28 protein-coding genes and 2 pseudogenes are annotated in these 26916 nt (G+C 48.1%); 27 read left to right on the top strand and 3 right to left on the bottom strand.

What is annotated here, in order from left to right; translation table 11 throughout:
* Positions 1-543: 543 nt before the first annotated feature.
* The 3 genes from AC3B4V_RS07640 to AC3B4V_RS07630 all read left to right on the top strand — a co-directional run bounded on the left by AC3B4V_RS07640 (position 544) and on the right by AC3B4V_RS07630 (position 3133).
* The gene (locus AC3B4V_RS07640) at positions 544-1845 is read left to right on the top strand and encodes an AAA family ATPase (RefSeq protein WP_488378066.1); all 1302 of its coding nucleotides are present in this window, start codon (positions 544-546) and stop codon (positions 1843-1845) included.
* Positions 1829-2482 carry a retron system putative HNH endonuclease gene (locus tag AC3B4V_RS07635; protein ID WP_488378065.1) on the top strand — a complete coding sequence of 218 codons (654 nt, stop codon included), beginning with the start codon at positions 1829-1831 and terminating at the stop codon, positions 2480-2482. The genes AC3B4V_RS07640 and AC3B4V_RS07635 overlap by 17 nt, the downstream gene beginning before the upstream one ends.
* A 141-nt stretch (positions 2483-2623) precedes the next feature.
* Complete coding sequence (locus AC3B4V_RS07630; protein WP_023469196.1) at positions 2624-3133, top strand: GNAT family N-acetyltransferase; 510 nt, start codon at positions 2624-2626, stop codon at positions 3131-3133.
* 55 nt (positions 3134-3188) lie between these two features.
* Here AC3B4V_RS07630 and hxlR read toward each other — a convergent pair whose 3' ends face one another.
* Positions 3189-3554 (bottom strand): transcriptional activator HxlR, encoded by a 366-nt coding sequence (gene hxlR, locus AC3B4V_RS07625; RefSeq protein ID WP_029342458.1) that lies wholly within the window; start codon positions 3552-3554, stop codon positions 3189-3191.
* A gap of 203 nt (positions 3555-3757) precedes the next feature.
* Here hxlR and hxlA point away from each other — a divergent pair, with 203 nt between their 5' ends.
* The 3 genes from hxlA to AC3B4V_RS07610 all read left to right on the top strand — a co-directional run bounded on the left by hxlA (position 3758) and on the right by AC3B4V_RS07610 (position 5888).
* Entirely contained in the window at positions 3758-4393 is a 636-nt protein-coding gene (gene hxlA, locus AC3B4V_RS07620) for a 3-hexulose-6-phosphate synthase (protein WP_023469194.1), read from the top strand.
* Positions 4394-4942 (top strand): 6-phospho-3-hexuloisomerase, encoded by a 549-nt coding sequence (gene hxlB / locus AC3B4V_RS07615; protein WP_488378064.1) that lies wholly within the window; start codon positions 4394-4396, stop codon positions 4940-4942.
* 172 nt (positions 4943-5114) lie between these two features.
* The gene (locus AC3B4V_RS07610) at positions 5115-5888 is read left to right on the top strand and encodes a hypothetical protein (protein ID WP_488378063.1); all 774 of its coding nucleotides are present in this window, start codon (positions 5115-5117) and stop codon (positions 5886-5888) included.
* A gap of 38 nt (positions 5889-5926) precedes the next feature.
* Here AC3B4V_RS07610 and hisJ read toward each other — a convergent pair whose 3' ends face one another.
* Positions 5927-6721, bottom strand: a complete 795-nt coding sequence (hisJ, locus tag AC3B4V_RS07605) for a histidinol-phosphatase HisJ (RefSeq protein ID WP_488378062.1) — start codon at positions 6719-6721, stop codon at positions 5927-5929.
* A gap of 122 nt (positions 6722-6843) precedes the next feature.
* On the opposite strand from hisJ, the gene AC3B4V_RS07600 reads away from it, so the two are divergent.
* From AC3B4V_RS07600 to AC3B4V_RS07540, 13 genes and pseudogenes are all read left to right on the top strand, one after another.
* On the top strand, positions 6844-7665 hold the full coding sequence (locus AC3B4V_RS07600) for an ATP phosphoribosyltransferase regulatory subunit (protein ID WP_488378061.1): 822 nt from the start codon (positions 6844-6846) through the stop codon (positions 7663-7665).
* Positions 7666-8277 (top strand): ATP phosphoribosyltransferase, encoded by a 612-nt coding sequence (hisG, locus tag AC3B4V_RS07595; RefSeq protein WP_023469189.1) that lies wholly within the window; start codon positions 7666-7668, stop codon positions 8275-8277. It abuts the gene before it with no gap.
* Positions 8274-9491, top strand: coding sequence for a histidinol dehydrogenase (gene hisD, locus AC3B4V_RS07590; RefSeq protein WP_029342453.1), 1218 nt, complete (start codon positions 8274-8276; stop codon positions 9489-9491). The genes hisG and hisD overlap by 4 nt, the downstream gene beginning before the upstream one ends.
* Positions 9491-10462: a pyridoxal phosphate-dependent aminotransferase gene (locus tag AC3B4V_RS07585; protein WP_035405946.1), complete on the top strand. Its 972-nt coding sequence runs from the start codon at positions 9491-9493 to the stop codon at positions 10460-10462. The genes hisD and AC3B4V_RS07585 overlap by 1 nt, the downstream gene beginning before the upstream one ends.
* Positions 10435-11016: an imidazoleglycerol-phosphate dehydratase HisB gene (hisB, locus tag AC3B4V_RS07580; RefSeq protein WP_035396348.1), complete on the top strand. Its 582-nt coding sequence runs from the start codon at positions 10435-10437 to the stop codon at positions 11014-11016. Before AC3B4V_RS07585 ends, hisB begins: the two co-directional genes overlap by 28 nt.
* Positions 11013-11600: an imidazole glycerol phosphate synthase subunit HisH gene (hisH, locus tag AC3B4V_RS07575; protein WP_255997628.1), complete on the top strand. Its 588-nt coding sequence runs from the start codon at positions 11013-11015 to the stop codon at positions 11598-11600. Before hisB ends, hisH begins: the two co-directional genes overlap by 4 nt.
* Positions 11573-12277, top strand: coding sequence for a 1-(5-phosphoribosyl)-5-[(5-phosphoribosylamino)methylideneamino]imidazole-4-carboxamide isomerase (gene hisA / locus AC3B4V_RS07570; protein ID WP_029342450.1), 705 nt, complete (start codon positions 11573-11575; stop codon positions 12275-12277). The genes hisH and hisA overlap by 28 nt, the downstream gene beginning before the upstream one ends.
* Entirely contained in the window at positions 12271-13020 is a 750-nt protein-coding gene (gene hisF, locus AC3B4V_RS07565) for an imidazole glycerol phosphate synthase subunit HisF (RefSeq protein ID WP_023469183.1), read from the top strand. Before hisA ends, hisF begins: the two co-directional genes overlap by 7 nt.
* Positions 13017-13632: pseudogene (hisIE, locus tag AC3B4V_RS07560) on the top strand (bifunctional phosphoribosyl-AMP cyclohydrolase/phosphoribosyl-ATP diphosphatase HisIE). The gene hisF and the pseudogene hisIE overlap by 4 nt, the downstream one beginning before the upstream one ends.
* 217 nt (positions 13633-13849) lie before the next feature.
* Positions 13850-14509, top strand: a complete 660-nt coding sequence (gene trhA, locus AC3B4V_RS07555; RefSeq protein WP_035396436.1) for a PAQR family membrane homeostasis protein TrhA — start codon at positions 13850-13852, stop codon at positions 14507-14509.
* On the top strand, positions 14506-15180 hold the full coding sequence (locus tag AC3B4V_RS07550; RefSeq protein ID WP_488378060.1) for a TVP38/TMEM64 family protein: 675 nt from the start codon (positions 14506-14508) through the stop codon (positions 15178-15180). The genes trhA and AC3B4V_RS07550 overlap by 4 nt, the downstream gene beginning before the upstream one ends.
* Positions 15181-15264: 84 nt before the next feature.
* Positions 15265-16182 (top strand): proline dehydrogenase family protein, encoded by a 918-nt coding sequence (locus AC3B4V_RS07545; RefSeq protein WP_023469178.1) that lies wholly within the window; start codon positions 15265-15267, stop codon positions 16180-16182.
* Positions 16183-16241: 59 nt separating this feature from the next.
* Positions 16242-17060, top strand: coding sequence for a DUF2785 domain-containing protein (locus tag AC3B4V_RS07540; protein WP_488378059.1), 819 nt, complete (start codon positions 16242-16244; stop codon positions 17058-17060).
* Between the two features lie 687 nt (positions 17061-17747).
* Here AC3B4V_RS07540 and AC3B4V_RS07535 read toward each other — a convergent pair.
* Positions 17748-18395, bottom strand: coding sequence for a class I SAM-dependent methyltransferase (locus AC3B4V_RS07535; protein WP_488378058.1), 648 nt, complete (start codon positions 18393-18395; stop codon positions 17748-17750).
* A 183-nt stretch (positions 18396-18578) separates the two neighbouring features.
* Here AC3B4V_RS07535 and AC3B4V_RS07530 point away from each other — a divergent pair, with 183 nt between their 5' ends.
* From AC3B4V_RS07530 to AC3B4V_RS07495, 8 genes and pseudogenes are all read left to right on the top strand, one after another.
* Positions 18579-20996 carry a 3-hydroxyacyl-CoA dehydrogenase/enoyl-CoA hydratase family protein gene (locus AC3B4V_RS07530; protein WP_488378057.1) on the top strand — a complete coding sequence of 806 codons (2418 nt, stop codon included), beginning with the start codon at positions 18579-18581 and terminating at the stop codon, positions 20994-20996.
* A 17-nt stretch (positions 20997-21013) separates the two neighbouring features.
* A complete protein-coding gene (locus tag AC3B4V_RS07525; RefSeq protein WP_488378056.1) occupies positions 21014-22204 on the top strand; it encodes an acetyl-CoA C-acetyltransferase in 1191 nt (396 codons plus the stop codon).
* Positions 22201-23984 (top strand): annotated as a pseudogene (locus tag AC3B4V_RS07520) (acyl-CoA dehydrogenase family protein). Before AC3B4V_RS07525 ends, AC3B4V_RS07520 begins: the two are co-directional and overlap by 4 nt.
* Before the next feature lie 75 nt (positions 23985-24059).
* Positions 24060-24512 (top strand): DinB family protein, encoded by a 453-nt coding sequence (locus tag AC3B4V_RS07515; RefSeq protein ID WP_149427758.1) that lies wholly within the window; start codon positions 24060-24062, stop codon positions 24510-24512.
* Between the two features lie 34 nt (positions 24513-24546).
* Positions 24547-24909: an arsenate reductase family protein gene (locus AC3B4V_RS07510; RefSeq protein WP_411211051.1), complete on the top strand. Its 363-nt coding sequence runs from the start codon at positions 24547-24549 to the stop codon at positions 24907-24909.
* 64 nt (positions 24910-24973) lie between these two features.
* Positions 24974-25357, top strand: a complete 384-nt coding sequence (gene gcvH / locus AC3B4V_RS07505; RefSeq protein WP_029342437.1) for a glycine cleavage system protein GcvH — start codon at positions 24974-24976, stop codon at positions 25355-25357.
* A 98-nt stretch (positions 25358-25455) separates the two neighbouring features.
* Positions 25456-25737, top strand: coding sequence for a thioredoxin family protein (locus tag AC3B4V_RS07500; RefSeq protein WP_023469167.1), 282 nt, complete (start codon positions 25456-25458; stop codon positions 25735-25737).
* Between the two features lie 538 nt (positions 25738-26275).
* On the top strand, positions 26276-26914 hold the full coding sequence (locus AC3B4V_RS07495; protein ID WP_058713840.1) for a class I SAM-dependent methyltransferase: 639 nt from the start codon (positions 26276-26278) through the stop codon (positions 26912-26914).
* Positions 26915-26916: the final 2 nt, after the last annotated feature.

The raw sequence follows: 26916 nt of genomic DNA, 5'->3' as shown, positions 1-26916 counted from the left end.
TTTCTTCGTTATCAGGAGGCCTAATTCTTTTTTATAATTACTTGCAAAATCAGTACCGTATCCACAGTTTTACTATTTTCTAATTTGTTGATTAAATTGATGGATTTTTTTAAATCAATTCAACATATTAGATATTTTGATTCAAGAAGTATTTCTGATTTTATATTTCTTTATGTTTTCTATTGTTAATTTTTTATTCAACTTTTCTTTAATTACTATCCATTTTACTTTCATTAAATATACGTATTTGTTCACGAAAAGATATCTGTTACGTTAGTATTTTAGTGTATCACTCAGAAGATATTCTATTAAAACTTGTAGATAATTTAAATGCTTTTGTTATCAGTACTGTGTAATAAAAAGTACTATGGTCATTTGTTTTTCTTTTGATGTTTTCTTGCTGTAAAGAGGCAATAGTTAATATCGTATGTAAAGCTTATGTTAGTTATTCCAATTTCAAGATTTAATCGTCATAATAGAAAACATCAGATATGAAGTTTATAGTGAATTATATAATTAATAGTAAGGGGATGAAATGTTCATATGAAAATTGATCATATAGATTTTGAAAATTTTAGAGGGATAGATGAATGTACTATTAATTTGAACTTTGAATCAGCTGTATTTTTTGGTAGTAACGGGTCAGGAAAAACTACAGTACTATCAGCAGCTGCAATACTATTATCTCGTATTATAGAAAATGCTACGAAAAAAAACTACAAAAAATTAGTAATTAATACAGATGATATAAAAAATGGAAAGCAGCGACTTATAATTAAGACTAATATTAAATACGAGGGTATTGAAGGAAATCTAACCTTAATAAAAAGTAGAGCTAAAAACCTTACTAGTAAATCCACCCTAAAACCCATAGATAATACCATGAAGATTATAAAAAAATTGAATGATGAATTAAATTTAAACAATCAAAGAAACGTTCCAGTTTTAATTTATTATCCTGTAGAAAGAGCAGTATTAGATAGCACTTTACATACAGCAGATAAAATAGACATTTCACAAATTTCTATATATAAAAATTCTTTTATAGGAGGAGCGGATTTTAAATCATTTTTTGAATGGTACAAAGCTCAGGAGGATTTAGAAAACGAGATAAGATTATCAGATGAATTAAATTATCAAGATAAAATGTTGAAGTATGTGAGGGAAGCGATATACAGTTTCATGCCAGGATTTACTGAGTTGAGAATTATGAGAAGAGGTAATAAGCCAGCTTTAACAATAAAAAAGAATGGCTTGAGATTGTCGATAAATCAATTATCTCACGGTGAAAAAACAACGTTAGCAATGATTGGTGATTTAGCAAGAAGATTATCTATAGCTAATCCTTTACTTAATAATCCTTTAGAAGGATCAGGTGTTGTTATAATAGACGAGATTGAGTTGCATTTACATCCACGTTGGCAAAGAGAAATATTAAATAAGTTTTATACAATTTTTAAAAACATACAGTTTTTAATAAGTACACATTCGCCTCAAGTTATTGGAGAAGTAAATAAAGGAAAGTTATTTTTAATGGAGCACAAAGAAGAGAGCAAAGATAACAAAATTACGTTCGAAGTTGTCGCTAGAGAACAAAGTCTACAATTTGGTTTAGATACCAATTTAATATTATCCGGATTGATGAACGCTGACGAAAAAAATGTTGATGTCAAGTATCTAGAGTCAGAAATAATTAAAGACATAGAAGTAGGAAACTTGGGGGATGCTAAAAATAAATTAAGTCATTTGGTAGATGAATTAATGGGGAAGCAATCTGCAACAACTCAAAAATTATCTGCATTATTAACACGTAAGGAATTTTTAGAAAATGAAAAAAATAATTAAATTTCAAGATGAACCTCAAGAATTTTCAACATGGAAAGAAAGTAATCGTAGAGCTAAGTATAGTGACTTGAGATATCCATTGAAAAATATATTAAAGAATTCGTTATTAAATGAACAGAAAAATTTATGCTGTTATTGTGGAATGAACTTAACTGATGTGGAGTCTCATATTGAGCATGTAATACCTCAAATGACAAGAACACATGGATTAGACTATAAAAATTTGCATGTAAGTTGTAATGGAGATAATCCTAATAATTTAAGAGAAGGCAGAAGCGAACTAGAATATTGTGGTATGCATAAGGGGGAAATGAGTCTTAGCGTTACTCCAACTCAAGATGATTGTGAGGAAAGATTTAAATATAGCATAGATGGAAGCGTGAGAGCCATGTATGATTCTGATATAGCTGCTATTGAATCTATTGAGGTTTTAAATCTAAATACTATAATATTAAAAGATATGAGAAAAGCAGTCATTGAAGCTTTGATTATGCCAATTATATCAAGTGATAGTACGCAAGAGGAAATTACAATAGAGTTGAATAATACTATCACTATGCTAGATAGTATTCACAGTAACGGTATGTTAAGTTACTCATTTCAATTAAAACAAATTATAGAAAGCGAATATATTTGAAGTGGAAATATATTGTTCAATCAATCTAGAATAGTTTATTATCAACTTTTTAAGATATAGTTAACGGTAGCAAATTTATTAACAATATAAACAATCTTTTTATTGATTATAAGTTTATTTTTTAGAGATGAGGAATTTAGAATGATACGACGCGCCACGTTGATGGACGGAAAGGCCTTATCGGACTTAATGCGACGAATTGATCGGGAAACGAAATATATGTTGTATGAGCCGGAGGAACGTGTCCTGTCAACGGAACAGGCCGAGGCGTTCATCGAGAAGTTCGGTCAGGCTGCTAACTCGGACATCTTCGTCGTGGATGTCGACGAGCAACTCGTCGGGTATGTGCTCGTTGTCGGTGGTGAGCCGAGTCGGATTCGTCACCGGGCGAACCTCGTCATCGGATTGCTCGATGCCTATACGGGTCGTGGACTCGGTGCAGGTCTACTTGAAGCGGTGGATGCCTTTGCGATTGAAGCAGGACTCATCCGACTCGAGTTGACGGTTCGCAAGGATAACTTGCGGGCAATCGAGCTCTATCATAAGTTTGGCTTTAACATAGAAGGAACACGCATCGCGTCACTCTTCATCGATGGGGAATACGTCGATGAACTGGCGATGTCGAAGATTTATACGACAGAAGAATCCTAAAAAAGATGCTCAGTGGACTTATCTCTGAAAAGAGACGAGACCGCGAGCATCTTTTTTATGGTGATATCTTTTGTTGTTCGAAGTCGATCTCCAAGACGTTTTTCGCATAATCTTTACCCCAGTCATACATCGCATCTAAAATCGGCATTAAGCTATGACCATGTGGTGTCAAAGAATATTCAACCTTCGGTGGTACGACCGGATAGACTTCCCGGTGAATGATGTGGTGGTCTTCGAGTTCGCGCAGTTGATTGACGAGCATCCGTTGCGTGATCCCAGGCATCAGACTTTTCAGTTCCCCGAAGCGTTTCGTGCCTTCCTTGCCTAAGTGCCAAAGAATGAGCATCTTCCATTTTCCCCCGATGATCGAGAGGGTCAATTCCTTCTCACAGTTAAACTGACGGTCTTCAAAATGTGGCATCGTTCCACCTCCTGTTCCAGTATAGTCTTTCTTCCGATCGACAGTATACTTTTCCGCACTATGTATGAAAAACCGCACTATGTAAATTAAAAGTGCGTACTTCTCAAGAATGCTTCTGCGGATTATATTTAGTCCTGTTCCTTCATGAACGTCTGAAGGAAGTGTCAGGTACGACAATACAGAGAAGAATGGGAGAGATACAAATGAAATTACAACTCGCAATTGATTTAGTCGATACAGCAGGTGCGATTGCTTTAGTCAAAGAAATCGGGGAAGACAATCTAGATATCGTTGAGATCGGGACACCGGTCGTCATCAACGAAGGGCTCCGCGCCGTCAAAGAAATGAAAGCCGCATTCCCGAACTTAACGGTCCTTGCTGACTTAAAGATCATGGACGCTGCTGGCTACGAAGTCAGCCAAGCTGTCGCACATGGTGCCGACATCGTGACGATCCTTGGTGCAGCGGAAGACATGTCAATCAAAGGGGCAGTCGAAGAAGCGAAAAAATCAGGTAAACAGATTCTCGTCGACATGATTGCTGTGAAAGATATCGCAACACGTGCGAAAGAACTGGATGCGCTAGGTGTCGACTATATCTGTGTCCACACGGGTTACGATCTCCAAGCAGTCGGTCAAAACTCGTTTGAGGATCTCGCAACAATCAAATCGGTTGTGACAAATGCAAAAACAGCTGTTGCGGGTGGCATCAAGATGGAGACGTTACCAGAAGTCATCGCTGCACGTCCTGATCTGATCATCGTCGGTGGCGGGATCACGGGACAAGATGATAAACAAGAAACAGCGTCAACGATGCACCGGATGCTTCAAGAGGCGTAAATGACACATATCCAAACGATTATCGAAGAGCTGACTTCGACAGTTGAAGCGATCGATGCGACCGAGACAAAAGAACTGGCAGACGCTGTGCTGCAAGCGAACCGAATCTTTCTCGCAGGAGCCGGGCGCTCCGGCTTGATGGGGAAAGCGTTTGTCATGCGGTTGATGCACATGGGACTTGACGCGTATGTCGTCGGCGAGACGGTCACGGCGAATTTACGCGAGGGTGACTTGTTGATCGTCGGTTCCGGATCGGGTGAGACGAAAACCTTGATTCCAATCGTCGAGAAAGCACAGCAACTCGGTGGAATGGTAGCGGTTGTCACGATCAATCCGACGTCGACGTTAGCACGATTAGCCGACTTAGTCGTCAAACTGCCCGGAGTTCCGAAAGAACAAACGGCGTCAGCGGACGAGACGGTGCAACCGATGGGATCATTGTTCGAACAGACGATGTTGTTGTTTTATGATGCTTTGATTCTGCAGATCATGGAAGACAAGCAACTCGATTCACAAACGATGTACGGGAAACATGCCAACTTAGAATGAAACACACGAAACAGATTAGTTCTCTTCAATCGAAGAGGGCTAGTCTGTTTTTGTCTGTAGAAATTTATACATTCGAAGATTCTCCTTCCCCTGTTTTTACAGTTTTCTTAAAAGTATGATCTTGAAGCATGCGATACTCAAAGAAAGGAAAAAAGAGGAAAAGGAGATTGTCATGCGATTTCAACGGATTGGTGTAATTAGTGCATTATTAGCTGCAAGTATTTTGACCGGTTGTGCAGAACCAGACCAAGTTCCGCCTTTGAATCAGCTTCACACGCGATGGATTAATGATAACACTGCTGAGGATGGTGCTGAACCGGATGCCATCGTACAACGTATTAAAGCAGAAGACTTTTCAGAACAGGATTCGTTTGAAGCGGATTTCCGTCGTCACGTGACGTTTTACTTTAAAGATGGAACAAAAGCGTACCCGACTGAAGGCGATATCTGGAGTAGTGTCGCCCTCGGAAATCATGCTTACGTGACGCTCCATTATCCAAAAGGAGCAGATCGTCTTGCTGTACTAGAGTATACCAAGCAAGAGAAGAACTGGATTTTAAAAGGCGGTTTACATGACGACGTTCAAAACATTAAAAAAGATGATGGTTCTACTCGCGGTTTGAATTTACCGTTCTCAACATTCCAAGCGATTATGAGTAGTTCGACTCCTAATGGGGACGATAGCGTCTGGTTCTTCCACACGAAGTCCCAAACGATTCTGCTAACCGTTGTTCCGAAGCAAGACGTTCAAGGCGAGGACTGGAAGGAAACGACGCTTGCAAACGGACAGACAGCTTATTTCCAGCAGAAACAAAAGAGAACGAACCTCTATTACGTCGAAGACAATCAAATCGTCCTCCTGTCCGGTAACGTGTCGCTAGCACAATTAAAAAAATTAGCACGATCGATTGCTCCTGTCGACGCTGCGGATTTCCCGTATTCCTAAACAAAAAAATCCGGACGCTGCGGCATCCGGATTTTTGTTTACCATTTGAAATCGAAATCAGCACCGACATCTTTTGCGAGATGGGCATCTGATCCATAGACGAGCGGAATCGATAACGACTGCGTGACTTGCAAGAGTTCCGGGTAAGGATAGGAAAGACCACATAACGGCTTCCGGAGTCCTGCCGTGTTGACGTCGAGCGTGAAGTTTGCCTGACGGATCTTCCGTAACGTGTCGTCGAGGTTCGTTGGGTTCGACTCGAGCGGATAGGCTTGGATGAACTTCGTCGGTAATGTCAAGTGACCGAGGCGCTTCGGTTGGTGTGCACCGAGGTCCGTCATGACAAGAGCTTGGATGCCTTCATAATAGCGTTCGTGAACGGCCGTGACGCTTCCAAGTTTCGTGACGATCTCACCGAAGCTTTCCTTGCTGAAGTCGACGCCATAATACTGCTCATCGATGTATAAGTAATGCAGTGAGAGAATGCCGTCGGTCAAGACGTCAGCATAGCGAGCGATGATGTCACGCGTCCCGTCGACATGCCCTTCCCAGTAGTCGAACTCCATCCCGATTCGGATGTCGATTTGATTCTTGTATGTCTCGCGGAGTTGCGTCAATTCCTTCAGGTAGGCATCGGCTGTCGCGAACGACATTCCGGAATCGTTATCTGGCGCAGGATCCGTCACACCTTCAGGTAAAGGGGCATGTTCCGTGAAGCTGATCCGTTCTAAGCCTTGCTCTAACGCACGCTCGATGTAGGCTTCGAGTGAATCCTTCGTACCGTGTGGACAATATGGACTGTGGACGTGACCGTCCCATTTCAATAATTGCATGATAAACCCTCCGATTTTTTAGAATTGGCAAGCAAAGCGATTGACAATATGCCCGAAACGCGGTATCTTATCGTTAAATAATTTAGCGTGGTACAGTGATAATAAGATAAAGGAGTGGGAGTATGCAATCATTTTCTACGATTCGACTCAAGGATGGAGCGACGGACTACGTCGGTGCCTCGGCAACGCGGCTCCAGCAAGTCATTCGTCAGCTCGAAGATGGACTCGAACAATCTAACTATACCCGATTAATCACCCCCTTAATTGAGGAAATCGGTGGACGGGAACAGATTCGGATGGATTTTACGACTAGTGTCGCGCGTGCACTCAGCGAACGTGGTCGCGAACAATATAAACGTGTCTTCTACAGTGGCTCGGTCTTTCAACCGGAAGAGAAGTTCCAAGTCGGATTCGAGGAACGGGGACAAATCGCAGAAGTCGAAGCAATTCAACTTGCGGTCCGACTCGTCGAAGAACTGACGGGAAAAGAAGTCACACTCTCGATCGGTGATGCCGGTTTGATCGAGCATTTGATTGAGACGCGCGTCGGTGATCACCACTTACGCGACCAAGTGACGCAGATGCTCCGTTTACGTAACGTCATCGAATTGAAGCGAATCGCGGGTCAACTCGATGATGCCTTACTTGCGAAACTTCCTTTATTATTCGGACGTGAAGGGGCGGAGACGATCCTACCGTACGTCGACGAGACACGACTCAATTCCGTGCTTGATCTTGCGGAAGCCGTCAATGCAGATCTCGACTTCGGTCAAATGGGCTTACAGACGTATTACGACGGGATCACGATCCACGGTTTCATCGAAGGCGTGACGGAACCTGTCCTCGTCGGTGGACGCTACGACCGGCTTTATGAACAATTCGGACAAGAACAACAAGCGTTCGGCATCGGATTCTCAGTCGAACGGTTGGCGGAGGTGCTCTAAATGCGAATCGGAATTACGAAAGGACGGCTGTCGAAAGCGACAGAACGTTATCTGAAAGAAGCTGGCGTCGAGACATGGGGAGCCATTGAACGCGAACTAATCGTCAAACGGGGCGAGCACGAATTCGTCTTCATGAAAGGATCGGATTTGATTCCGTACGTCGCTCAAGGTGTTCTCGACGTTGCGATCACCGGCAGTGACATCTTACTCGAATCGGATCAAGAACTATCAGAACTGGCGGAATTGCCGTTCGGCGTCTGCCGAATGTCCGTCTGTGCGAAGGAGCCTTTGCAATTCGAAGGTGGGCGCCGCGTTCGGATTGCGACGAAGTATCCAGTCATCGCAAAACGCTACTTCAGCGAACTCGGTGTCGACGTCGACATCGTACCGTTGAACGGATCCGTCGAGTTGGCACCGTTACTCGGTCTTGCTGACGCGATCGTCGATATCGTCGAGACGGGTGAGACGTTACGAGCGAACGGACTGAACGAATACGAGAAAATCATCGATATCAGCGCTCGATTCTTTACGAGCGAATGGACGTTAAAACGGAAGCGGGTGGAAGTCATCCGCTTGCTGGAGCAATTGACAGAAGGAGTGACACGATCATGACACCGACAAAACCTTTCAGCATCGATCGCGACACGGAGCTCGCGGTCCGCGCGATTCTCGAACGCGTCGCAACAGACGGTGACGCTGCTGTCCGCGATTACACGAACCAATTCGATCAGGTTGATCTCGAAGATTTCCGTCTCAGTGAAACACGAATCACACAAGCGTTCGAACAGGCAGACGCTAACTTGATCGACTCGTTGAAGTTGATGGCGACACGACTCGTCGAATGGCACGAACAAGAACTGCCGTCTGACATCGAACTCGTCGAAGCAGACGTGACACGACGTCAACGGTTCGTTCCCGTCGATTCGGTCGGGATCTATGTACCAGGTGGTGCAGCAAGTTACCCATCGACGGTCTTGATGAACGCCATTCCAGCAAAAGTTGCTGGTGTCGAACGCGTCGTCATGGTGACGCCGATGACGAACTTAAGTGACGAGGTGCTCGTTGCGGCACGGATCGCTGGTGTGACAGAAATCTATACGATTGGTGGAGCGCAAGCTGTTGCCGCGCTGACATTCGGAACAGAAAGCATCCAAGCCGTCGACTTGATCGTCGGACCCGGGAACCGCTTCGTCGCCGAAGCAAAACGCCAAGTCTACGGAATTGTTGGTATCGACTCCGTCGCTGGTCCATCGGAAGTCGTCGTCATCGCTGACGAAACAGCGCATCCAGACCGGATCGCAGCCGACCTCCTTGCGCAAGCCGAACACGACCGTGACGCTGTCGCGATCGCCTTCGTGCCAACGGAAGAGATGAAACAAGCGGTGGATGCAGAGATCGAACGGCGTTTACAGCAATTGCCGCGTCAAGAGATTGCCCGTCGTGCGATGGAAAACGGTGGCGTCTTCGTCGCTCCACTTGAGAAAGCGATCGAAGAAGCGAACCGTCTCGCAGCGGAACACTTGGAACTTGCCGTTGCCAATCCGCAAGAGGTCGTCAAATCGATCCGTCACGCCGGAATGATTTTCCTCGGTCACGAGACACCGGAAACGCTCGGCGATTACGTCGCTGGAACGAACCATGTCTTACCGACATCCGGCACAGCCCGTTTTGCGTCTGGATTATCAGCGCGGACATTCCTGCGTCACCAGACGATGCTCGAAGCTACACGCGCAGGCGTACAACGTCTTGCGAACGCAGCGAAGACCGTTGCCCGGGTCGAAGGACTCGAAGCACACGCACAAGCCATCGAAGTGAGGGAAGACTAATGCGATTACACCAAAACGAACGATTCACGACCCACAGTCCAGTCGGGATCGAAGCGATCCAAGAATTGATCGCGACGTTCCCATTAAACGAATATCCTGTCGAGATCATCGATCAAGTCAAGGCATCGTACGCGACGTACGCTGGTGTCCGTCCGACGCAACTCGTCGCCGGAAACGGCTCGGATGAGTTAATCGGCTACTTATGTGCCCGCTACGGCGGACCCGGCATGCCGGTCATCGCCTCTGAACCTGACTTCGTCATGTATCAGTTCTACGCTGACCGGGCACGGGCGCCGTTCGAACGGGTACCGCTACTTGACGAGATGGCGCTTGACGTCGACGGATTGATCGCAGCACCCGGTGAGATCATCTTCTTGAGCCACCCACACAATCCGTCCGGTGTCCTCCGCAAGGAAGCGGACATCCGTCGCTTGCTCGACAGTGGCAAATACGTCGTCATCGATGAGGCGTACATCGACTTCGCGCTCGAACAGTCGATGCTTCACTTACTCGAAGAATATCCGAAAGCGATCATCTTACGGACGCTCTCAAAAGCGTTCGGACTCGCATCGCTTCGACTTGGTTTTGTCATCGCGAGCGAACAAATCATCGAAGAAATCGAACAAATCAAATCACCATATAATGTTTCTGGTCTATCAGCAGCTGTCGGCATCGCCATCATGGCAGAGCCGGAACTCGATCGAGTCTTAGAAGAAACGTATGCGAGCCGCGAGGCGATCGAACGAATTCTCGCGCCAATCGGCAAGACGTATCCGAGTGCAGCGAACTTCGTCTACGTCGAGTATCCGGAAGCCGAACGCTTTACGCAGCGTTGTGCTGACGCCGGATTACGGATTCGTTTATTTGACCAGGCATTCCGTGTCAGTTGTGGATCACCGGAAGCGATGCAAGTATTAGAAACGTGTGTAGAGGAGGAATTACGATGCGGCGTGGCGCAAGCGAACGAGTAAGTGCAGAATCAGACATCAAGGTCGAGGTCGATCTCGCAGGAGGTCCGGTTGAGATCAAAACCGGTGTCGGCTTCTTTGATCATATGTTGACGTTATTCGCCTTTCAGGCCCGGATCGGTTTGAAGGTAACAGCAAAAGGTGATACGTGGATCGATGCCCACCACACGGTCGAAGATACCGCGATCGTCCTCGGGGCAGCATTAACGGAAGCGCTCGGTGATAAAGCCGGGATCGAACGCTACGGCGAGTCCCGTGTGCCGATGGATGAGACACTCGCGTCAGTCGTCCTCGACTTCAGCGGTCGTCCGTTCACGGTCTTCCGTGCTAGTTTCAAGAATCCGAAGCTCGGTGACTTTGATACGGAACTCGCAGAAGAGTTCTTCCAAGGCTTATCACGGAGTGCCCGGATGACGATTCATGCTGAAGTCTTATATGGTTCGAATACCCACCACATGATCGAAGGGTTGTTCAAAGCACTCGGTCGGGCCGTCCGTCAGGCAGTCGCCGTGACGAGCGAAGGCGTACCGTCTACGAAAGGGTTGATTGATCAATGATAGCAATCGTCGATTATGGCGTCGGGAATATCGCAAATGTGGAGCGGGCGTTAAAGGAGCTCGGCGAAGCAGTCATCGTCACGAGTGACACGGAGTTGCTCGACCAAGCAGAAGCACTCGTCTTACCGGGGGTCGGTGCCTATGCACCGGCAATGGAGCGCTTGAAAGAAACAGGACTGGTTGACTTCTTAAAAGAACAAGCCGAAAAGAAGCCGTTTCTTGGGATTTGTCTCGGGATGCAATTACTCTTTGAATCGAGTGACGAAGATGGACTGACGGAAGGTCTCGGAATCTTACCGGGAACGATCGAAAAACTACCGAGCGACGTCCGCTTGCCACACATGGGCTGGCACCAGCTGACGAACCACGGCGAAGCCGTCTATTTCGTCCACTCATACGGTGCCGTCTGTGATCCAGAATGGATCGTCGATTCGGTCGAATACGGACGTCTTGTTCCGGCAATCGTCCAAAAAGGACAAGTCACGGGGATGCAGTTCCACCCGGAAAAGAGTGGCGAAGTCGGACTGAAACTACTGAAGGAATGGAGAGAGACGACATGCAACTCTACCCAGCAATCGATTTAATGAGCGGACAGGCGGTACGCCTGAAGCAAGGAGATTTTGACCAACAGACATTCTTCGGCGATGCGCTAACGATCGCGAAGCGCTTCAAGGAAGACGGGGCAACAGCGATTCACTTGATCGATCTTGACGGCGCGAAAGCCGGCGAACCGTTACACTTGAACTTGATCGCCGACATCAAAAAGGAGACCGGTTTGTTCGTCGAAGCTGGTGGTGGTGTCCGAAACATCGAGACCGTCGAAGCATACGTCGGTGCCGGAATCGACCGGATTCTCGTTGGCACGGTTGCCCTCGAGGACGAAGCGTTGCTCGAGCAGATGATTGCTCTCGCTGGTGATAAACTAGCCGTTGCGTTGGATGCCAAAGAAGGCATCGTTCAAACACGCGGTTGGCTCGAAGCGAGCGGTTGGACGCTTGAAGAGGCGATGACGCACTTGATCGGCAAAGGAATCAAGACGTTCCTGTATACAGACATTTCGCGTGACGGAATGATGATGGGACCGGACGTCGATGGACTCGATCGCTTGAAGCGGGAAGGGGTCGAATTGATCGCTTCTGGTGGTGTGACGACAGTTGACGACGTTGCGCGTCTCAAAGAGATTGGGATGGATGGAGCCGTCGTCGGTCGGGCGTTGCTCGACGGATCCCTCGCCTTAAAAGAGGTGTTACGGGTATGTTGATGAAACGAATCATTCCCTGTCTTGACGTTAAGGAAGGACGTGTCGTCAAAGGCGTTAAATTCCAAAACTTACGTGATCTCGGTGACCCGGTCGCCGTCGCGAAGTACTATTACGAGCAAGGAGCAGACGAACTCGTCCTGCTCGATATCTCAGCAACACAAGAAGGACGCGAGACGATGCTTGATATCGTCGAACGTGTCGCAGAAGTCATTTACATGCCATTTACGGTCGGTGGCGGAATCAAGACGATCGAAGACGCAAAACGGTTGATTCGTGCCGGGGCTGATAAAGTTTCACTGAACTCGTCAGCGCTTCAAAATCCGCAACTGATTCAAGAAGTCAGCCGCCTGTTCGGTGTCCAAGCGACGGTCGTCGCGATCGATGCCAAGCAGACCGGCGACTCGTGGGGTGTCTTCTCACACGGTGGAACACAACCGGTCGGACGTGACGCGATCGAGTGGGCACAGGAAGCCGTTGCGCTTGGTGCCGGCGAGTTACTCGTCACGTCGATGGACGCTGACGGCACGAAGGACGGCTATGATCTCGCCTTGATCCGTCGTTTGCGTGAAGTCGTCAACGTACCGATCATTGCTTCCGGTGGGGTCGGAACGCTCGATCACTTAGCGGAAGGACTAGAGGCAGGCGCTGACGCGGCTCTTGCTGCTTCGATCTTCCATGAAGCGACGTACACGATGCCGGAAACGAAAGCCTACCTCAAAGAACGAGGAGTCGAAGTCCGATGACGACATTGAATTTTTCGAAAGGACTCGTCGCTGCCGTCGTTGTCGACGAGCAGACGAACGATGTCTTGATGGTCGGCTTCATGGATCAAGCCGCCTATGATAAGACGCTTGCGACCGGTCTTGTCACCTTCTTCTCACGGACGAAGAATCGTCTCTGGACGAAAGGCGAGACGAGCGGGAACACGCTTGAGCTCAAACGGATGTGGATCGATTGTGATCAGGATAGTCTCTTGATCGCAGTCAAAGCGAACGGTCCAACATGCCATACCGGAAATCGCAGTTGTTTCTATACGGAAGTGGAGGTGCCCGATGTTATACGAACTGGAACAGACTGTCAAAGCGAAGATTGAGGCGAAGGAAGCAGAGTCCTATACGAACTATTTGATTGCTTCCGGGTACGAGAAGATCGCGAAGAAGTTCGGTGAAGAGGCGTTTGAAGTCGTCCTCGCCGGTAACGATACGTTAGCTGAAGAGACAGCCGACTTGTTGTATCACTTAACAGTCTTGCTTGCTGACCGCGGTGTCTCCTTCAAAGAAGTCGAAGCCGTCCTCAATGAACGTCACGGAACAAAATCGACGTTCAAGGACCGCCCGGATATTGAACAGTGGTAAGGCATATCCACATCGCCTAGGCGGTGTGGATTTTTGTATGGGCGGGAAAAGACAAACAGATGACAGTTGTCATCAAATCGACAGAATGTTTCGATAGGCATGCTGTTGCATGAGGGCGTATAATCAAAAGCATAGTCCTCTGTTTTAGAAAGTAGGTGTTCGATTGGTTACGAAAAAAGAAATCAAGCAAACGATCAAGCAACAATCGAAGGAAACGATCGAAGAGCTGCTCGCAAAAGGCGATTCCTTGAAAGAAGAGATCGCCAGTGCCATTACACATGGTCTCGGTGTTATCTTCAGTATCGTCGCGCTCGTGATGCTGATTCTGCAGGCGACGAAATCCGGTAGCGCTTGGAACGTCACGGCTGTCAGTATCTTCGGGGCAACGATGATTCTCCTTTATCTGTTCTCGACCTTGATGCATTCACTGATGCACACGAAAGCGAATAAGGTCTTGCAAATTTTAGATCATGCTGGCATCTATCTGTTGATTGCTGGTAGTTATACACCGTTCGCTTTGATCACACTCCGTGGTCCGCTCGGCTGGACGTTGCTTGGCATCGTCTGGGGTGTCGGAACGCTCGGCATCATCTGGAAACTCTATTCAACCGGTAAATACGTCTGGATCTCGAATGCGTCTTATCTGATTCTTGGCTGGTGTTGTCTGTTTGCAATCAAGCCGATCTATGAAGCACTTGGATTACAAGGATTCTTACTGCTCCTCGGTGGTGGCCTTGCGTACTCGCTCGGCGTCATCTTCTACGTCTGGGCACGTTTGCCATATAACCACGCGATTTGGCATCTGTTCGTCCTTGCGGGCAGTGTCCTGATTTTCCTCTCGATTTTCTACTACGTTGCTCCGGCGACGATGTCATGAAGAAATTACGGCTCCGGGACTGGCTCCCGCTTACGCTGTATTTTATGTTTGGTCTTGGGTTGCTCCTGTACTTCCGGATGTCTGGAATGCTGGAGCAATTCGATATTCAGGCATTATCGGATTGGGTACGGGATCAAGGTCTCACCGGGATGTTGCTTTACGTACTCGCTTACACCATTCGACCACTCGTCTTTTTCCCAGCAAGTCTATTGACCGTCTTTGGCGGCTATACGTACGGTCCGTGGCTCGGAACGCTACTCGACGTCATTGGTGCCGGTACCGGCGGTTTGCTCAGCTTTTGGATCGCCCGATTGCTCGGTCGCCGTGGCGTCGAGAAATTGATCGGGAAAGGGAAGCTGAACGTGCTCGACGAACGGATTGCGACGAACGGTTTCCTCGTCGTGCTCGTCGTTCGATTGATTCCACTGTTTCCGTTTGACGCGATCAGCTATGCGTCCGGTCTATCAAAAATCCGCTTTAAACAGTTCGCCATCGCCAACTATATCGGGATCATTCCTGGTGCGTTCGTTTACAATAATATCGGCTCAAGCCTTCGCGATCCATTCTCGTGGCAGTTCTTTGTGGCGATTGGTCTGTATGTCTTGTTTTTCGCTGTTGGTATTGTTGCCCATCAGATTCTCAAAAATAAACAAAAGAAAGAGCGTATGTAAGCGCTTTATGGCATAATATAAAGGCAGAGATGTGAACCGATACGGTAAAACAGCCTAGCATTTATTTAGGGGGAATCATGAGTGATGGAAAAAGTACTACGGGATGGTTTTATCTTCTTATCGCAAAACAAGACATTGAACGGTCTCGCCAAGCGATACGGGCTTAAATTCGGAGCAAGTCGCTTCGTGGCAGGGGATTCATTGGAAGCATCGAAACGGGCGATCCAGGAATTGAACGCAAAAGGGTTATGCGTCACGATGGACCATTTAGGGGAGTTCATCTCGACGGTAGCGGAAGCAGAGATGATGACACAAGAATGTATTCGTGCGGTTGAGATGATTGCGGAAGAAAAATTAGACTCGCAACTCTCGTTGAAACTGACATCACTCGGACTCGATATCTCGGACGACTTGATCCGCTCGAACATGGAACGAATCTTAACACGGGCGAAAGAACTTGGTGTCTTCGTCACGATCGATATGGAAGATGAGCCACGTTGTGAAAAGACGATTCAATTGTTTGAAGAATTGCGCCAATCTTTCGATAACATTGGAACAGTCATCCAGTCGTATCTTTACCGGTCGGAAGATGACATCAAACGTGTCGGACGCTTCGAGACGAATCTCCGGATTGTCAAAGGGGCTTACAAAGAGCCGGCAACGGTGGCGTTTCCAGAGAAGGAAGACGTCGACCACAACTACATTAAGCTCGTGAAGTTACAATTATCACTCGGAAACTATGCTGCCGTCGCAACGCATGACGATGCGATGATCGAGCAAGTCATCCGTCACGCTAAAGAAAACGGGATCGAAAAAGACCAGTTCGAATTCCAGATGTTATTCGGTATCCGGGTCGAGCGTCAACTCGAACTCGTCAAGCAAGGCTATAAAGTCCGTGTCTACGTCCCTTATGGACGTGACTGGTACGGTTACTTCATGCGCCGCTTAGCAGAACGACCGGCGAACGTTGCCTTCGTTCTCAAAGGAATGGTCAAAGGATAAGTGGAGAAGGCGATGCAACGCTGCATCGTCTTTTTTTGATTCAGGGAGGAGAGGACGGAATGATGCGAACAGAACAAGAGTTAAAGGAACTGCTACAACAAAACGCGAGTGTAACGCCTGCATTACTCGACGAGTTACTTCTACATATCGGTTCGACAGATTCTGAGTTACGGGATGGATTGATCTATCCGCAGTTAGCGACCTACATCGCATCAGAGTCCTTTACGATAGAAGACACCAATCGAATTTTCGATTTTATTTTAAGCGGGCATGGATTGATGTATAGAATGGGAACAGCGGACACAACAGCTGTTCTGACGCGATCATTTTCAGCATTAGCACTCGCTGAATTGTTAGTGATGGACAAAACCCGACACTTATTGACGCAAAGTCAGTTGGATCGGCTGTCCACTTACTTACAAACTTATCTGGAGCAAGAAAAGGATGTCCGTGGATTCATTGACGGAATGGGGTGGGCACACAGCATGGCACATATCGCTGATGTCTATGCGGTTTGGTTTACACATCCAGCGAGTCGTTCAGAGGAGGAACTCGGAGCGATTGATGCAATGATTCGTCAGTTGATCCGATCCAATTATCTCTATGTCGATGAAGAAGCGGACCGGATGGTGACAGCATGGTTGCAAGCTTGTCGCCATGGACTGTCGGAAGATGTCCTATTACAACGCATCGAACGTAATATTAAGGAGTGGCTTGAGAGTGACGTGACATGGGGAGATGCGGAGTGGACGACGTATCGTAACGTCAAACAATTGCTACAGACACTCTATTTCCGACTGAAATGGGAAGAACAATCGGATCTCGTCTTAATTGAAGAGTGGTTGCGACAGGTACATCAGCGAACGCATGGAGGATGAAGCATAGTATACCGGACGTCCCTAGCATCTTCGCTTTCCTCAGGCGGGAAGTAAGCCGCGGCATCTCACATTCCATGTGATTTGCCGGGTCTTCCTATTCCCTGACGGAAGCATGGCTCATGCTTCCTTTTCCTGTAGGAGTCGAAGATGCCTAGTTTCGTCCTATATGAACTCACATCAAAAGCGATCGATTTCCGTCAATGGAATCGATCGCTTTTGAGTTCTTTGGATAACAAATGAGTGCGTCCTCCTCACATGTCTTCACCCGACTCCTACAGGAAAAAGCGCGATGTTTCATTTCGCGCTGTCAGAGACAAACAAGACCCGAATTCGTCATCCGAGGGATGAGGAAGACTGGCTTGTGTCTCGCCTGAGGAAAGCGGGTGAAAAGACAGTGAGGTTTTTGATGATGGAGTTTCATCGATCATTACGGCAAAATGATATTTCCTAAAAACAGCATGCCTGCAAATACTAGAATGACAAGAAAGATAGAGGTCTGCGGGTGGAATCGTTTTTCTTGATAGCGTCGAAAAATGCGTCTTCCGAGTTCAGGTATACCCATCAGAAAAACCATGTACAATAAGAAATATTGCCACCGCTCTAAAACATCAAGTGAATCGATATAAAATAAGAGATTGATACCTAACGCAATCAAAATAAATGTATAAAAGGTTGTGTATGACATACTTATCTTTCCCTCACAGCTGTCGTCTGAAAAGCAAACAAACATGAGAAGGCATGGGCTTGATCCAGTAACCGATGCCCCGTCATGACGGCACCTTCTTTTTGGATGACCGCTTCATCGAGTAACGTCCAGCCTCGTTCTTTTGCTAGCTGCAACAGTTCCCACGGCATCATCGTATTCCCCATCGCGACTTCCTCACCGTAGAGACGACGATAAGCAAGTTGCCGTGGTGCGGCTGTCGGACCGAGTAGACTGATGACGACAAGCGGGGCGACGCGTTCGATTTCTTCTAAAACCTTTACGGGACGTGTCGACCATTCGAGTGAGTTAACGGCGAGGACGACATCAAACGCATGATCAGCGAACGGTAATGCTTCACCTGTTCCGACGATGAACGTCTGCTCGGGTGACTTCTCACGGGCGATTCGGATCATCTCATCTGAGACGTCGAGTCCGACTGTCTGAAATTCCGGTGTCAGTAAGCGACAGGCTGCACCATCACCGCAACCGAGATCAAGCAAACGACCACCGGTGATTGTTTTTCGTAAGAACGGCAAAACGGTTTTCCGACTGCCGTTCGTCCACATATCGTCAGCGCGATCCGCCCAGTCAGCGGCTTTTTGATTCCATACATGCTCGGTTTGACTCATTTTCAACCACTCCTTTTTATCAGTCTAACAGGAAAATTTGTCCATTGACTGATTTTTTATTGCTACTGAATCATTATTCATTTATGATGAAGATGTAGAAGAAGCATACCAAAGTCGTTCGGCTTCTTTTTTTGTCAGTATAATGAATGGTTGTTCATTCAATTTAAAATCAGGGGGTATATCATGGCGAGTCAAATCGGTCAGCCGACCACAATCCAGTTGACGAAACACATCCAATTCGCCGTCATCATCGGTTCAGGGGTGATGGGTGCGGGCATCGCAGCACATCTTGCGAATGCTGGCATACGGACATTGATGCTTGATATCGTACCAAAAGAACTTACGGCACAAGAAGAGAAGCAGGGTTTGACGCTGAGTGATCCGCGCGTCCGCTCCCGCATCGCGCGCGATAACCGCGAAAAGCTCTTGAAACAAAACCCAGCACCACTCGCATCGAAAAAATTGATCGACTTCATCGAGGTCGGAAACTTAGAAGACGACTTAGAGCGTCTGAAAGAAGCAGACTGGATCGTTGAAGTCGTCGTCGAACGACTCGACGTCAAACAGCAATTGTTTAAAACGATCGAACCATTCATTCGGGAAGACGCGATCGTCAGCTCGAACACATCAGGCATCTCGATCGAAGCGATGCGCGAAGGGCGTTCGGAATCATTTAACCGTCGTTTCCTCGGGACACACTTCTTTAACCCACCACGTTATCTGAAGTTACTCGAGTTGATTCCGACGTCAGACACGGATCCAAGTGTCGTTGAATTCATGAAACAATTCGCAGAGGAACGACTCGGGAAAGGTGTCGTCATTGCGAAGGATACACCGAACTTCATCGGCAACCGAATCGGGACATACGGTCTCCTCGTGACGATGGATGAGATGAAAAAAGGTGGCTATTCGATCGGGGAGGTCGATTCGGTCACAGGTCCACTCCTTGGTCGCCCAGGGTCAGCAACGTTCCGGACACTCGACGTCGTCGGCATCGACACGTTCGTTCACGTCGCAAACAACGTCTATGACTTGTTGCCAGAAGGCGAAGAGAAGGAGACGTTCGCGGTTCCGACTGAAATGCGTCGCCTTGTCGAACAAGGAGCACTCGGTGCGAAGACGGGTCAAGGCTTCTATAAGAAAGTCGGAAAACAGATCCTTGAACTCAATCTCGAGACATTCGAGTACGTTGAAAAGAGAGCGCTTACTGAACCGTCGATCGGACAAGCTAAAGCACTTCCGGGCGCAAAAAATAAACTGAAAGCCGTCGTCTTCGCACAAGATCGTGTCGGTGCCTTACTCTGGCCAATCCACGCGAAAACATTGCTCTACTCGGCTCAGCTGACGGGAGAAATCGCAGACGACATCAAAGCGATCGACGAAGCAATGAAATGGGGCTTCGGTTGGAAGATGGGACCGTTCGAGACATGGGACGCACTTGGTGTCGAGAAGACGGTCGCGAAGATGAAACAAGACGGTTACGCAGTACCGGCATGGGTCGATGAGATGCTCGCGGCAGGGAAGACGAGTTTCTATGATGCGTCCGGTCGTCATTATGACGTTGCAACGAAAGACTACGTTGGAGCAACGGTCAATCCGAAGGAAATCCGTCTCCGCGACGTGCGGAAGTCAAACGGTGTTCTCCTTGAGAACAACGGGGCACGCTTGCTTGATATCGGCGACGATGTCGCAGTCCTCGAGTTCACTTCGAAGAGCAATGCGATTGGTGTCGACATCATGCAGATGATCGAACAGTCGGTCGATTTAGTTGAGAAAAACCACCGTGGTCTCGTCATCGCGAACGATGGCAAGAACTTCTGTGTCGGTGCGAACCTAGCGATGATGCTGATGGAAGCGGAAGATGAGAACTGGTTCGAACTCGACTGGATCATCAACAAGTTCCAACAATCGATTCAAAAGATTCGCTATGCATCGCGTCCGATCGTCGCTGCACCACAAGGGATGACGCTTGGTGGCGGTACGGAGATCTCGCTTCCGGCAGCTCGCCTGCAAGCCGGGCTTGAAACGTACATGGGTCTCGTCGAAGTCGGTGTCGGTCTAATTCCAGGAGGCGGCGGAAACGTCAATACGTACCGTCGACTGTTAGAAAACACACCGGACGGACTCGTCAATATCGAAAAAGCAGCACAAAAAACGTTCGAAAACGTCGCGATGGCAAAAGTCTCAAAATCAGCCTTTGAAGCACGCGAACTCGGATATGTCCGCTCCGTTGATCAGATCTCGATGAATCGGGATCACTTGACGTATGATGCGAAACAACTCGTCCTTGAACTGGACCGGACCGGCTACACGGCACCGGCGAAAGCGAAGATTCCAGTCGTCGGTCGTGCTGGGAAAGCGACGCTTGAACTCGCGACACGCGAAATGTTCTACGGTGGGTATATCTCGGAACACGACTTGAAGATCGCTAGTAAACTGGCACACGTCATCGCCGGCGGAAACGTCGCCTTCGGTAGCCACGTCGATGAACAATATATGCTCGACATCGAACGGGAAGCATTCTTGAGCCTGATCGGTGAGATGAAGACACAACAACGGATGCAGCACATGCTCGTCAAAGGCAAGCCGCTTCGTAACTGAGGACTGGGGGGATTCGGATGAAGGAAGCAGTAATCGTCGCCGGTGCGCGGACACCGGTCGGAAAAGCAAAAAAGGGCGCATTCAAGTCGATGCGCTCGGATGAATTAGCAGGCATCGCGATCCAGGAAACGTTGAAACGGTCCGGTTACACGGGAGCGGTTGATGACGTCATCCTCGGATGTGCCTTACCGGAAGCGGAACAAGGCATGAACATCGCCCGTTACGCTTCAGTCCTCGGTGGTTTATCCCATGAGGTACCGGCAATCACGATCAACCGGTATTGCTCAAGTGGACTACAATCGATCGCTGACGCAGCGATGAAGATCATGACAGGGCAAGCAACTGCGGTCGTCGCCGGTGGACTTGAATCGATGAGTCAAGTCCCGATGCCGGGTCACGTCGTCCGACCTAATCCGTCGATCGTCGACACGGCACCGGAATACTACATGAGCATGGGGCATACAGCGGAGCAAGTCGCTGCGACCTACAATGTCTCACGAGAAGATCAAGATGCGTTTGCGTTGAAGAGCCACCAAAAAGCGGCAGCAGCCATCGCGGCTGGTAAGTTTGCTGATGAGATCGTCCCGGTAACGGTGACGGAACAATTCGTCAATGATGAACTAAAAATCGAGGAGAAGACATTCGTCGTCGAGCACGATGAAGGCGTTCGTCCGGATTCGTCACCGGAAGGTCTTGCAAAACTTCGCCCAGCGTTCCGTCTCGGCGGAAGCGTCACGGCAGGGAACTCTTCGCAGACGTCAGATGGTGCGGCAGCTGTCCTCGTCATGGAACGAGAAGAAGCAGAACGCCAAGGGTTATCGATTCTCGGCAAGTTCAAATCATTCGCGGTCGGTGGTGTCCGTCCGGAAGTGATGGGAATCGGACCAGTCGTTGCGATTCCCAAGGCACTGGACCTCGCAGGCATCACGCTTGAGGACGTTGGTTTGATCGAATTGAACGAAGCGTTCGCATCGCAGTCACTCGGTGTCATCCGCGAGCTTGGATTAAACGAAGATATCGTCAACGTCAACGGTGGAGCGATCGCCCTCGGTCACCCCCTCGGTTGTACAGGAACAAAACTCACATTGACGCTCTTGCATGAAATGAAACGCCGGAATGTCCAGTATGGTGTCGTCTCGATGTGTATCGGTGGCGGAATGGGCGCAGCAGGTGTATTCGAACTAGTTGAAGGAGGAACAGGACAATGAGCCAAACGACAAACGAATTAATCAAAGGTGGCAGTTTCGTATTAGATGAGTTAGCACCAGAACGTCTCTTCACACCAGAGGATTTCTCGGAAGAACACAAAATGGTCGGTGACATGACAGCGAAGTTCGTCGAAGATCGTGTCGTTCCTGTCCTTGACCGGATCGAAAAACACGAGTTCGAACTGTCGGTCGGTCTCCTCCGCGAAGCAGGCGAATTAGGTCTACTCGGCGCAGACGTTCCAGAAGCATACGGCGGCTATCAGATGGATAAAATTTCGTCTTCGATCATTACGGAAAAATTCGCACGGGGTCGTTCATTCGCCCTCAGCTACGGCGCACACGTCGGAATCGGTTCGTTGCCGATCGTCTTCTTCGGTAACGAAGAGCAAAAGCATAAATACTTGCCGAAACTCGCTTCAGGGGAGTGGATCGCTTCGTACGCGTTGACGGAGCCAGGCTCTGGTTCGGATGCTCTTGGTGCTAAAACGACGGCTGTCTTGAACGAAGCTGGTACGCACTACATCTTGAACGGTGAAAAACAATGGATCACGAACGCTGGTTTTGCAAGCTTGTTCGTCGTCTACGCAAAAATCGACGGTGACAAGTTCACAGCCTTCCTCGTCGAAGAATCGTATCCAGGCGTCTCGACAGGCGTCGAGGAACAGAAGATGGGAATCAAGGATCATCGACACGGACGTTGATCTTACAAGATGCAGAAGTACCAGTCGATAACGTCCTTGGTGAGATTGGACGCGGTCACGTCATCGCCTTCAACATCTTGAACGTCGGTCGTTATAAATTAGCTGTTGGTGCTGTCGGTTCATCGAAACGGGCGATTGATCTCGCAGTCCAGTACTCGAATGAACGTAAGCAGTTCAAGACACCAATCAGCTCGTTCCCATTGATTCAAGAAAAACTCGCGACGATGGCAGCACAGACGTATGCGATGGAAAGTTCGGTCTACCGGACGGGTGGTCTGTTCCAAGATAGTCTTGATCAGTTGTCAGAAGAAGAGAGCAAGGACGGTAAGAAAATCGCCGATGCGATCGCGGAGTACGCTATTGAGTGCTCGATGAACAAAGTCTTTGCTTCGGAAACATTTGATTATGTCATCGACGAAGCGGTCCAGATCCACGGTGGTTACGGCTTCATGGCAGAATATGAAGTCGAGAACATGTACCGTGATTCGCGGATCAACCGAATCTTCGAAGGAACGAACGAGATCAACCGTCTTCTCGTGCCTGGGACATTGCTGAAGAAAGCGATGAAAGGCGAGTTGCCGTTGCTTGCGGAAGCACAGCGTCTGCAACAAGAAGTGATGAGCTTCATGCCGACAGAAATCGGAACGTCACCACTTGATCGCGAACGCCACTTACTCGCGATGATGAAGAAAATCTTCTTGTTGACTGCCGGAATAGCGGTCCAGAAATATCAGGACAAACTCCAAGGTGAGCAAGAAATCTTAGCGAACACAGCCGACATCATGAGTGCGATCTATGCGCTCGAGTCAGCAATCGTTCGGACGGATAAAGCGATTGCCGACAAAGGGATCGAGAAGAGCGAACTGAAAGTCCGTTACACGGAAGTCTTCGCGCAACAAGCGTTCGAAGCTGTCGAGCGCGACGCGAAAGAGACACTCTACGCGGCAGCAAGCGGCGACGAACTCCGGATGTTGCTCTCAGCGCTGAAAAAATTCAGCCGTTACCAGCCAATCAACGTCATCGGTACGAAACGTGACATCGCGAAACGCCTCATCGAGTCAAACAAATATACGGTCTAAGTCAGGTTTACCGCTTCGCCTTTGCAGGGAAAATCTCTGTAAAGGCGAAGTTTTTGGTTGGAGGAGGAAAACGAGATGCGCCAAGAATTGGTTGAACTGCAATTTGCGATTGCCTACTATCAATCCCTTGAACGTTTGTCGCCGGAAGAGTGGGATCTGCCGCTTGCCCTTAACAAGTGGACCGTCCTTGAGTGCGTCAGTCATCTGTATTTATGGGACCGGTTTTATTACGATCATGCCATTTCGAAATTACCGGACGAACCGTTGACGCTCGTCGAGACGGATTTCGATCAGTTCAATCGACTGGCGGTCGAATATGCTCATCATATCGATCCGCTTGCTTTGTTGAAAAAAGCGATCAGCGTCCGGCGTGACATCGTCAATCACCTCGATCGTTTGTCTGACGAGCAGTTTGAAGCAACCTATGAGGATTTCCGACCACTTACATTCGTCGAGTCGTTCGTTGCCCATGACGCGCATCACCAAGATCAGATTGACGGGGCGCTCGCACGCTTGAAGCAGAAGTGATCCATCTGCTACTCTTGAAGGTGAGGTGAGGAACATGACAAAAACAGTCACGATGTACGGCTATCCGAAATGTAGTACGTGCGTCAAAGCAAAAAAAGCACTCGAACAGCACGGTGTCGAAGTGGATTACAAACATATCGTCGAGGAGACACCATCTGCAACGACGATTCAGAAACTTCATCAAAAGAGTGGAGAGCCACTGAAGAAATTCTTCAACACGAGCGGTCAATCATACCGTTCGCAAGGGATCAAGGACAAGCTTCCAGAGCTATCGGAAGACGAGCAATACAAGTTACTCGCAAGTGACGGCATGTTGTTGAAGCGTCCGATCGTCACAGACGGGAAAGACGTCACGATCGGCTTCAAGGAAGAAATGTATCAAGGAAAATGGTATTAAGTTCAGAGTCGATTTTGGTATACTGAACACGTTAGTCCAAATTAGTCCACAGGGGGAATCGGAAATGAGTCAAGTAAAAGACAACTTACGCTATTCGGAAGAACATGAATGGGTCGAAGTATCAGGAAACAAGGCGCGCATCGGAATCACGGATTTCGCGCAACACGAACTCGGGGATATCGTCTTCGTCGAATTGCCTGAAGTCGGGGATACGATCTCAGCAAACGAGCCATTCGGTTCAGTCGAGTCGGTCAAGACAGTCTCGGAGTTATACGCACCGATCTCTGGTAAAGTCGTTGCCATCAACGAAAACCTTTCGGATTCCCCAGAACTCGTCAACGAGTCACCATTCGAAGGCGCTTGGATGGTTGACATCGAAATCGAAGATGCTTCACAAGTCGAGGCATTGATGGACGCTGCAGCGTACAAATCGATGATCAACGAGTAATACTTAACGAAAAGAGAGTGAACGAGGCGCTTGCGTTTCGTCCGCTCTCTTTTTTTTGTATACTGACGACAGATACCACGAAGAAAGGAGCGACCGTCATGCAAGAGGTCACGACCGTCCCAGAAAACGGGCTATTGTATGTCTATGCACCGATGTGCGGGACATGCGCCATTGCGGAACGTATGCTCGATATCGTCGAAGCAACGGAATCAGGTCAATCGATTCAGAAGGCGAACGGGAATTTCATTCCGGATTTCTTAGAAGAAGCCCGTGTCATGAGTGTTCCTGCGTTGTTGCGAATTGAAGAAAATCAAGTCGTAGAGCGACTTTATGCCTTCCAGTCCGTTCAAAACGTCTTTGCTTTCTGTCAAGAACGGTAAGAAAAGTCCGATTGGATTTTTCTTTTTGTTAAATTGTCGGAATATTTACAATAATTCGTTGACAACGCAGAAATATGAATGGTATATTCATAACAACTTCTAGAAATGCATTATAGGAAGTCTAGCAGAGATGATCGTTCAATACGATTCAAGTCCTGAACCCTTTCTCCCATCCTAAGCCGGTGTATTGTTTCCCCTTAAGTCGTCCCCCAAAGACGAAGCGGTGCAATGAACGGGTGGTGGATCGAAAGGACCGATCAGGAAGTGAACGTAAGCTGGCGATCATGTCGAACAGGCGCCGTCCTCCACGCGGAAGAGCGAACAATTCCGAATGGAGCTGGGTTTTCCTTCGTAGCATTTCTAACCACATTATTCGTGTTGTCGGTTCGCCGGCAACGCCTTTTTTTGTTTTCTGGAAGTTTTTCGAGCCGGTCGCTTGCCAGGATAGCATCTCCTTGCTACAATGCGAATAAGGAAAATTACTTTAATTCATATCCGATTACTCGGAATTAACTGGTGAGATGGAGGACGACAAGGCATGACAGTACGTTTTATGGATGTTTTCACAGAATGGGCATCGACGTATGACGAGACAGTAACCGGACACGATCCGGAGTATAAAGAGGTTTTTCGTCGATACGATGAGATTTTGGATACAGTAGCGGATAAAGCGCAGTCGCCGGTCATTGAATTCGGAGCAGGCACAGGGAACCTGACACAACGTCTTCTGGCACGTCACGACGCCGTACTCGCCGTCGAACCAAGTCCGGAGATGCGGGCAATCCTGACGGAAAAGATTCCGTCACTTGATGTACAAGACGGTCACTTCCTCTCGTTCGAGGCGAAGGAAGCACGCAGTTTTGTTTCGACGTATGCGTTTCATCATCTAACAGATGAGGAAAAGGGAGAAGCAATCGAACTGATGGCATCACATTTACCGGCAGACGGAAAAATCGTCTACGCGGATACGATGTTCGTCTCAGAAGAGGCACGCCTGCAAACGATTCGTGAAGCACGTGCTCAAGGGTTTGATGCGTTAGCGGAAGATCTCGAACGCGAGTTCTACCCGTTGGTTCCAGTTATGGAAGAATTGTTTACAGCACGAGGATTCACTGTTAAATTTATACAATACAATCACTTCGTCTGGCTCGTAGAAGCCGAGAAAATGGGGGAATAAAT

The sequence above is a fragment of the Exiguobacterium sp. E17S genome (genome assembly GCF_057772545.1).
The sequence above is the reverse complement of the archived record's forward strand: the minus strand, read 5'-3'. Positions and strand labels throughout refer to the sequence as shown.

Coding starts and splice junctions, on each gene's coding strand:
- AC3B4V_RS07500 (WP_023469167.1), top strand. CDS start 25,456: ATGCAAGAGGTCACGACCGTCCCAGAAAACGGGCTATTGTATGTCTAT.
- AC3B4V_RS07525 (WP_488378056.1), top strand. CDS start 21,014: ATGAAGGAAGCAGTAATCGTCGCCGGTGCGCGGACACCGGTCGGAAAA.
- hisF (WP_023469183.1), top strand. CDS start 12,271: ATGTTGATGAAACGAATCATTCCCTGTCTTGACGTTAAGGAAGGACGT.
- AC3B4V_RS07630 (WP_023469196.1), top strand. CDS start 2,624: ATGATACGACGCGCCACGTTGATGGACGGAAAGGCCTTATCGGACTTA.
- hxlR (WP_029342458.1), bottom strand. CDS start 3,554: ATGCCACATTTTGAAGACCGTCAGTTTAACTGTGAGAAGGAATTGACC.
- AC3B4V_RS07535 (WP_488378058.1), bottom strand. CDS start 18,395: ATGAGTCAAACCGAGCATGTATGGAATCAAAAAGCCGCTGACTGGGCG.
- hisG (WP_023469189.1), top strand. CDS start 7,666: ATGCGAATCGGAATTACGAAAGGACGGCTGTCGAAAGCGACAGAACGT.
- AC3B4V_RS07610 (WP_488378063.1), top strand. CDS start 5,115: ATGCGATTTCAACGGATTGGTGTAATTAGTGCATTATTAGCTGCAAGT.
- AC3B4V_RS07515 (WP_149427758.1), top strand. CDS start 24,060: ATGCGCCAAGAATTGGTTGAACTGCAATTTGCGATTGCCTACTATCAA.
- AC3B4V_RS07640 (WP_488378066.1), top strand. CDS start 544: ATGAAAATTGATCATATAGATTTTGAAAATTTTAGAGGGATAGATGAA.
- AC3B4V_RS07585 (WP_035405946.1), top strand. CDS start 9,491: ATGCGATTACACCAAAACGAACGATTCACGACCCACAGTCCAGTCGGG.
- hisB (WP_035396348.1), top strand. CDS start 10,435: ATGCGGCGTGGCGCAAGCGAACGAGTAAGTGCAGAATCAGACATCAAG.
- hxlB (WP_488378064.1), top strand. CDS start 4,394: ATGACACATATCCAAACGATTATCGAAGAGCTGACTTCGACAGTTGAA.
- AC3B4V_RS07540 (WP_488378059.1), top strand. CDS start 16,242: ATGATGCGAACAGAACAAGAGTTAAAGGAACTGCTACAACAAAACGCG.
- hxlA (WP_023469194.1), top strand. CDS start 3,758: ATGAAATTACAACTCGCAATTGATTTAGTCGATACAGCAGGTGCGATT.
- hisJ (WP_488378062.1), bottom strand. CDS start 6,721: ATGCAATTATTGAAATGGGACGGTCACGTCCACAGTCCATATTGTCCA.
- hisA (WP_029342450.1), top strand. CDS start 11,573: ATGCAACTCTACCCAGCAATCGATTTAATGAGCGGACAGGCGGTACGC.
- AC3B4V_RS07550 (WP_488378060.1), top strand. CDS start 14,506: ATGAAGAAATTACGGCTCCGGGACTGGCTCCCGCTTACGCTGTATTTT.
- AC3B4V_RS07530 (WP_488378057.1), top strand. CDS start 18,579: ATGGCGAGTCAAATCGGTCAGCCGACCACAATCCAGTTGACGAAACAC.
- AC3B4V_RS07545 (WP_023469178.1), top strand. CDS start 15,265: ATGGAAAAAGTACTACGGGATGGTTTTATCTTCTTATCGCAAAACAAG.
- gcvH (WP_029342437.1), top strand. CDS start 24,974: ATGAGTCAAGTAAAAGACAACTTACGCTATTCGGAAGAACATGAATGG.
- hisD (WP_029342453.1), top strand. CDS start 8,274: ATGACACCGACAAAACCTTTCAGCATCGATCGCGACACGGAGCTCGCG.
- AC3B4V_RS07600 (WP_488378061.1), top strand. CDS start 6,844: ATGCAATCATTTTCTACGATTCGACTCAAGGATGGAGCGACGGACTAC.
- hisH (WP_255997628.1), top strand. CDS start 11,013: ATGATAGCAATCGTCGATTATGGCGTCGGGAATATCGCAAATGTGGAG.
- AC3B4V_RS07635 (WP_488378065.1), top strand. CDS start 1,829: ATGAAAAAAATAATTAAATTTCAAGATGAACCTCAAGAATTTTCAACA.
- AC3B4V_RS07510 (WP_411211051.1), top strand. CDS start 24,547: ATGACAAAAACAGTCACGATGTACGGCTATCCGAAATGTAGTACGTGC.
- AC3B4V_RS07495 (WP_058713840.1), top strand. CDS start 26,276: ATGACAGTACGTTTTATGGATGTTTTCACAGAATGGGCATCGACGTAT.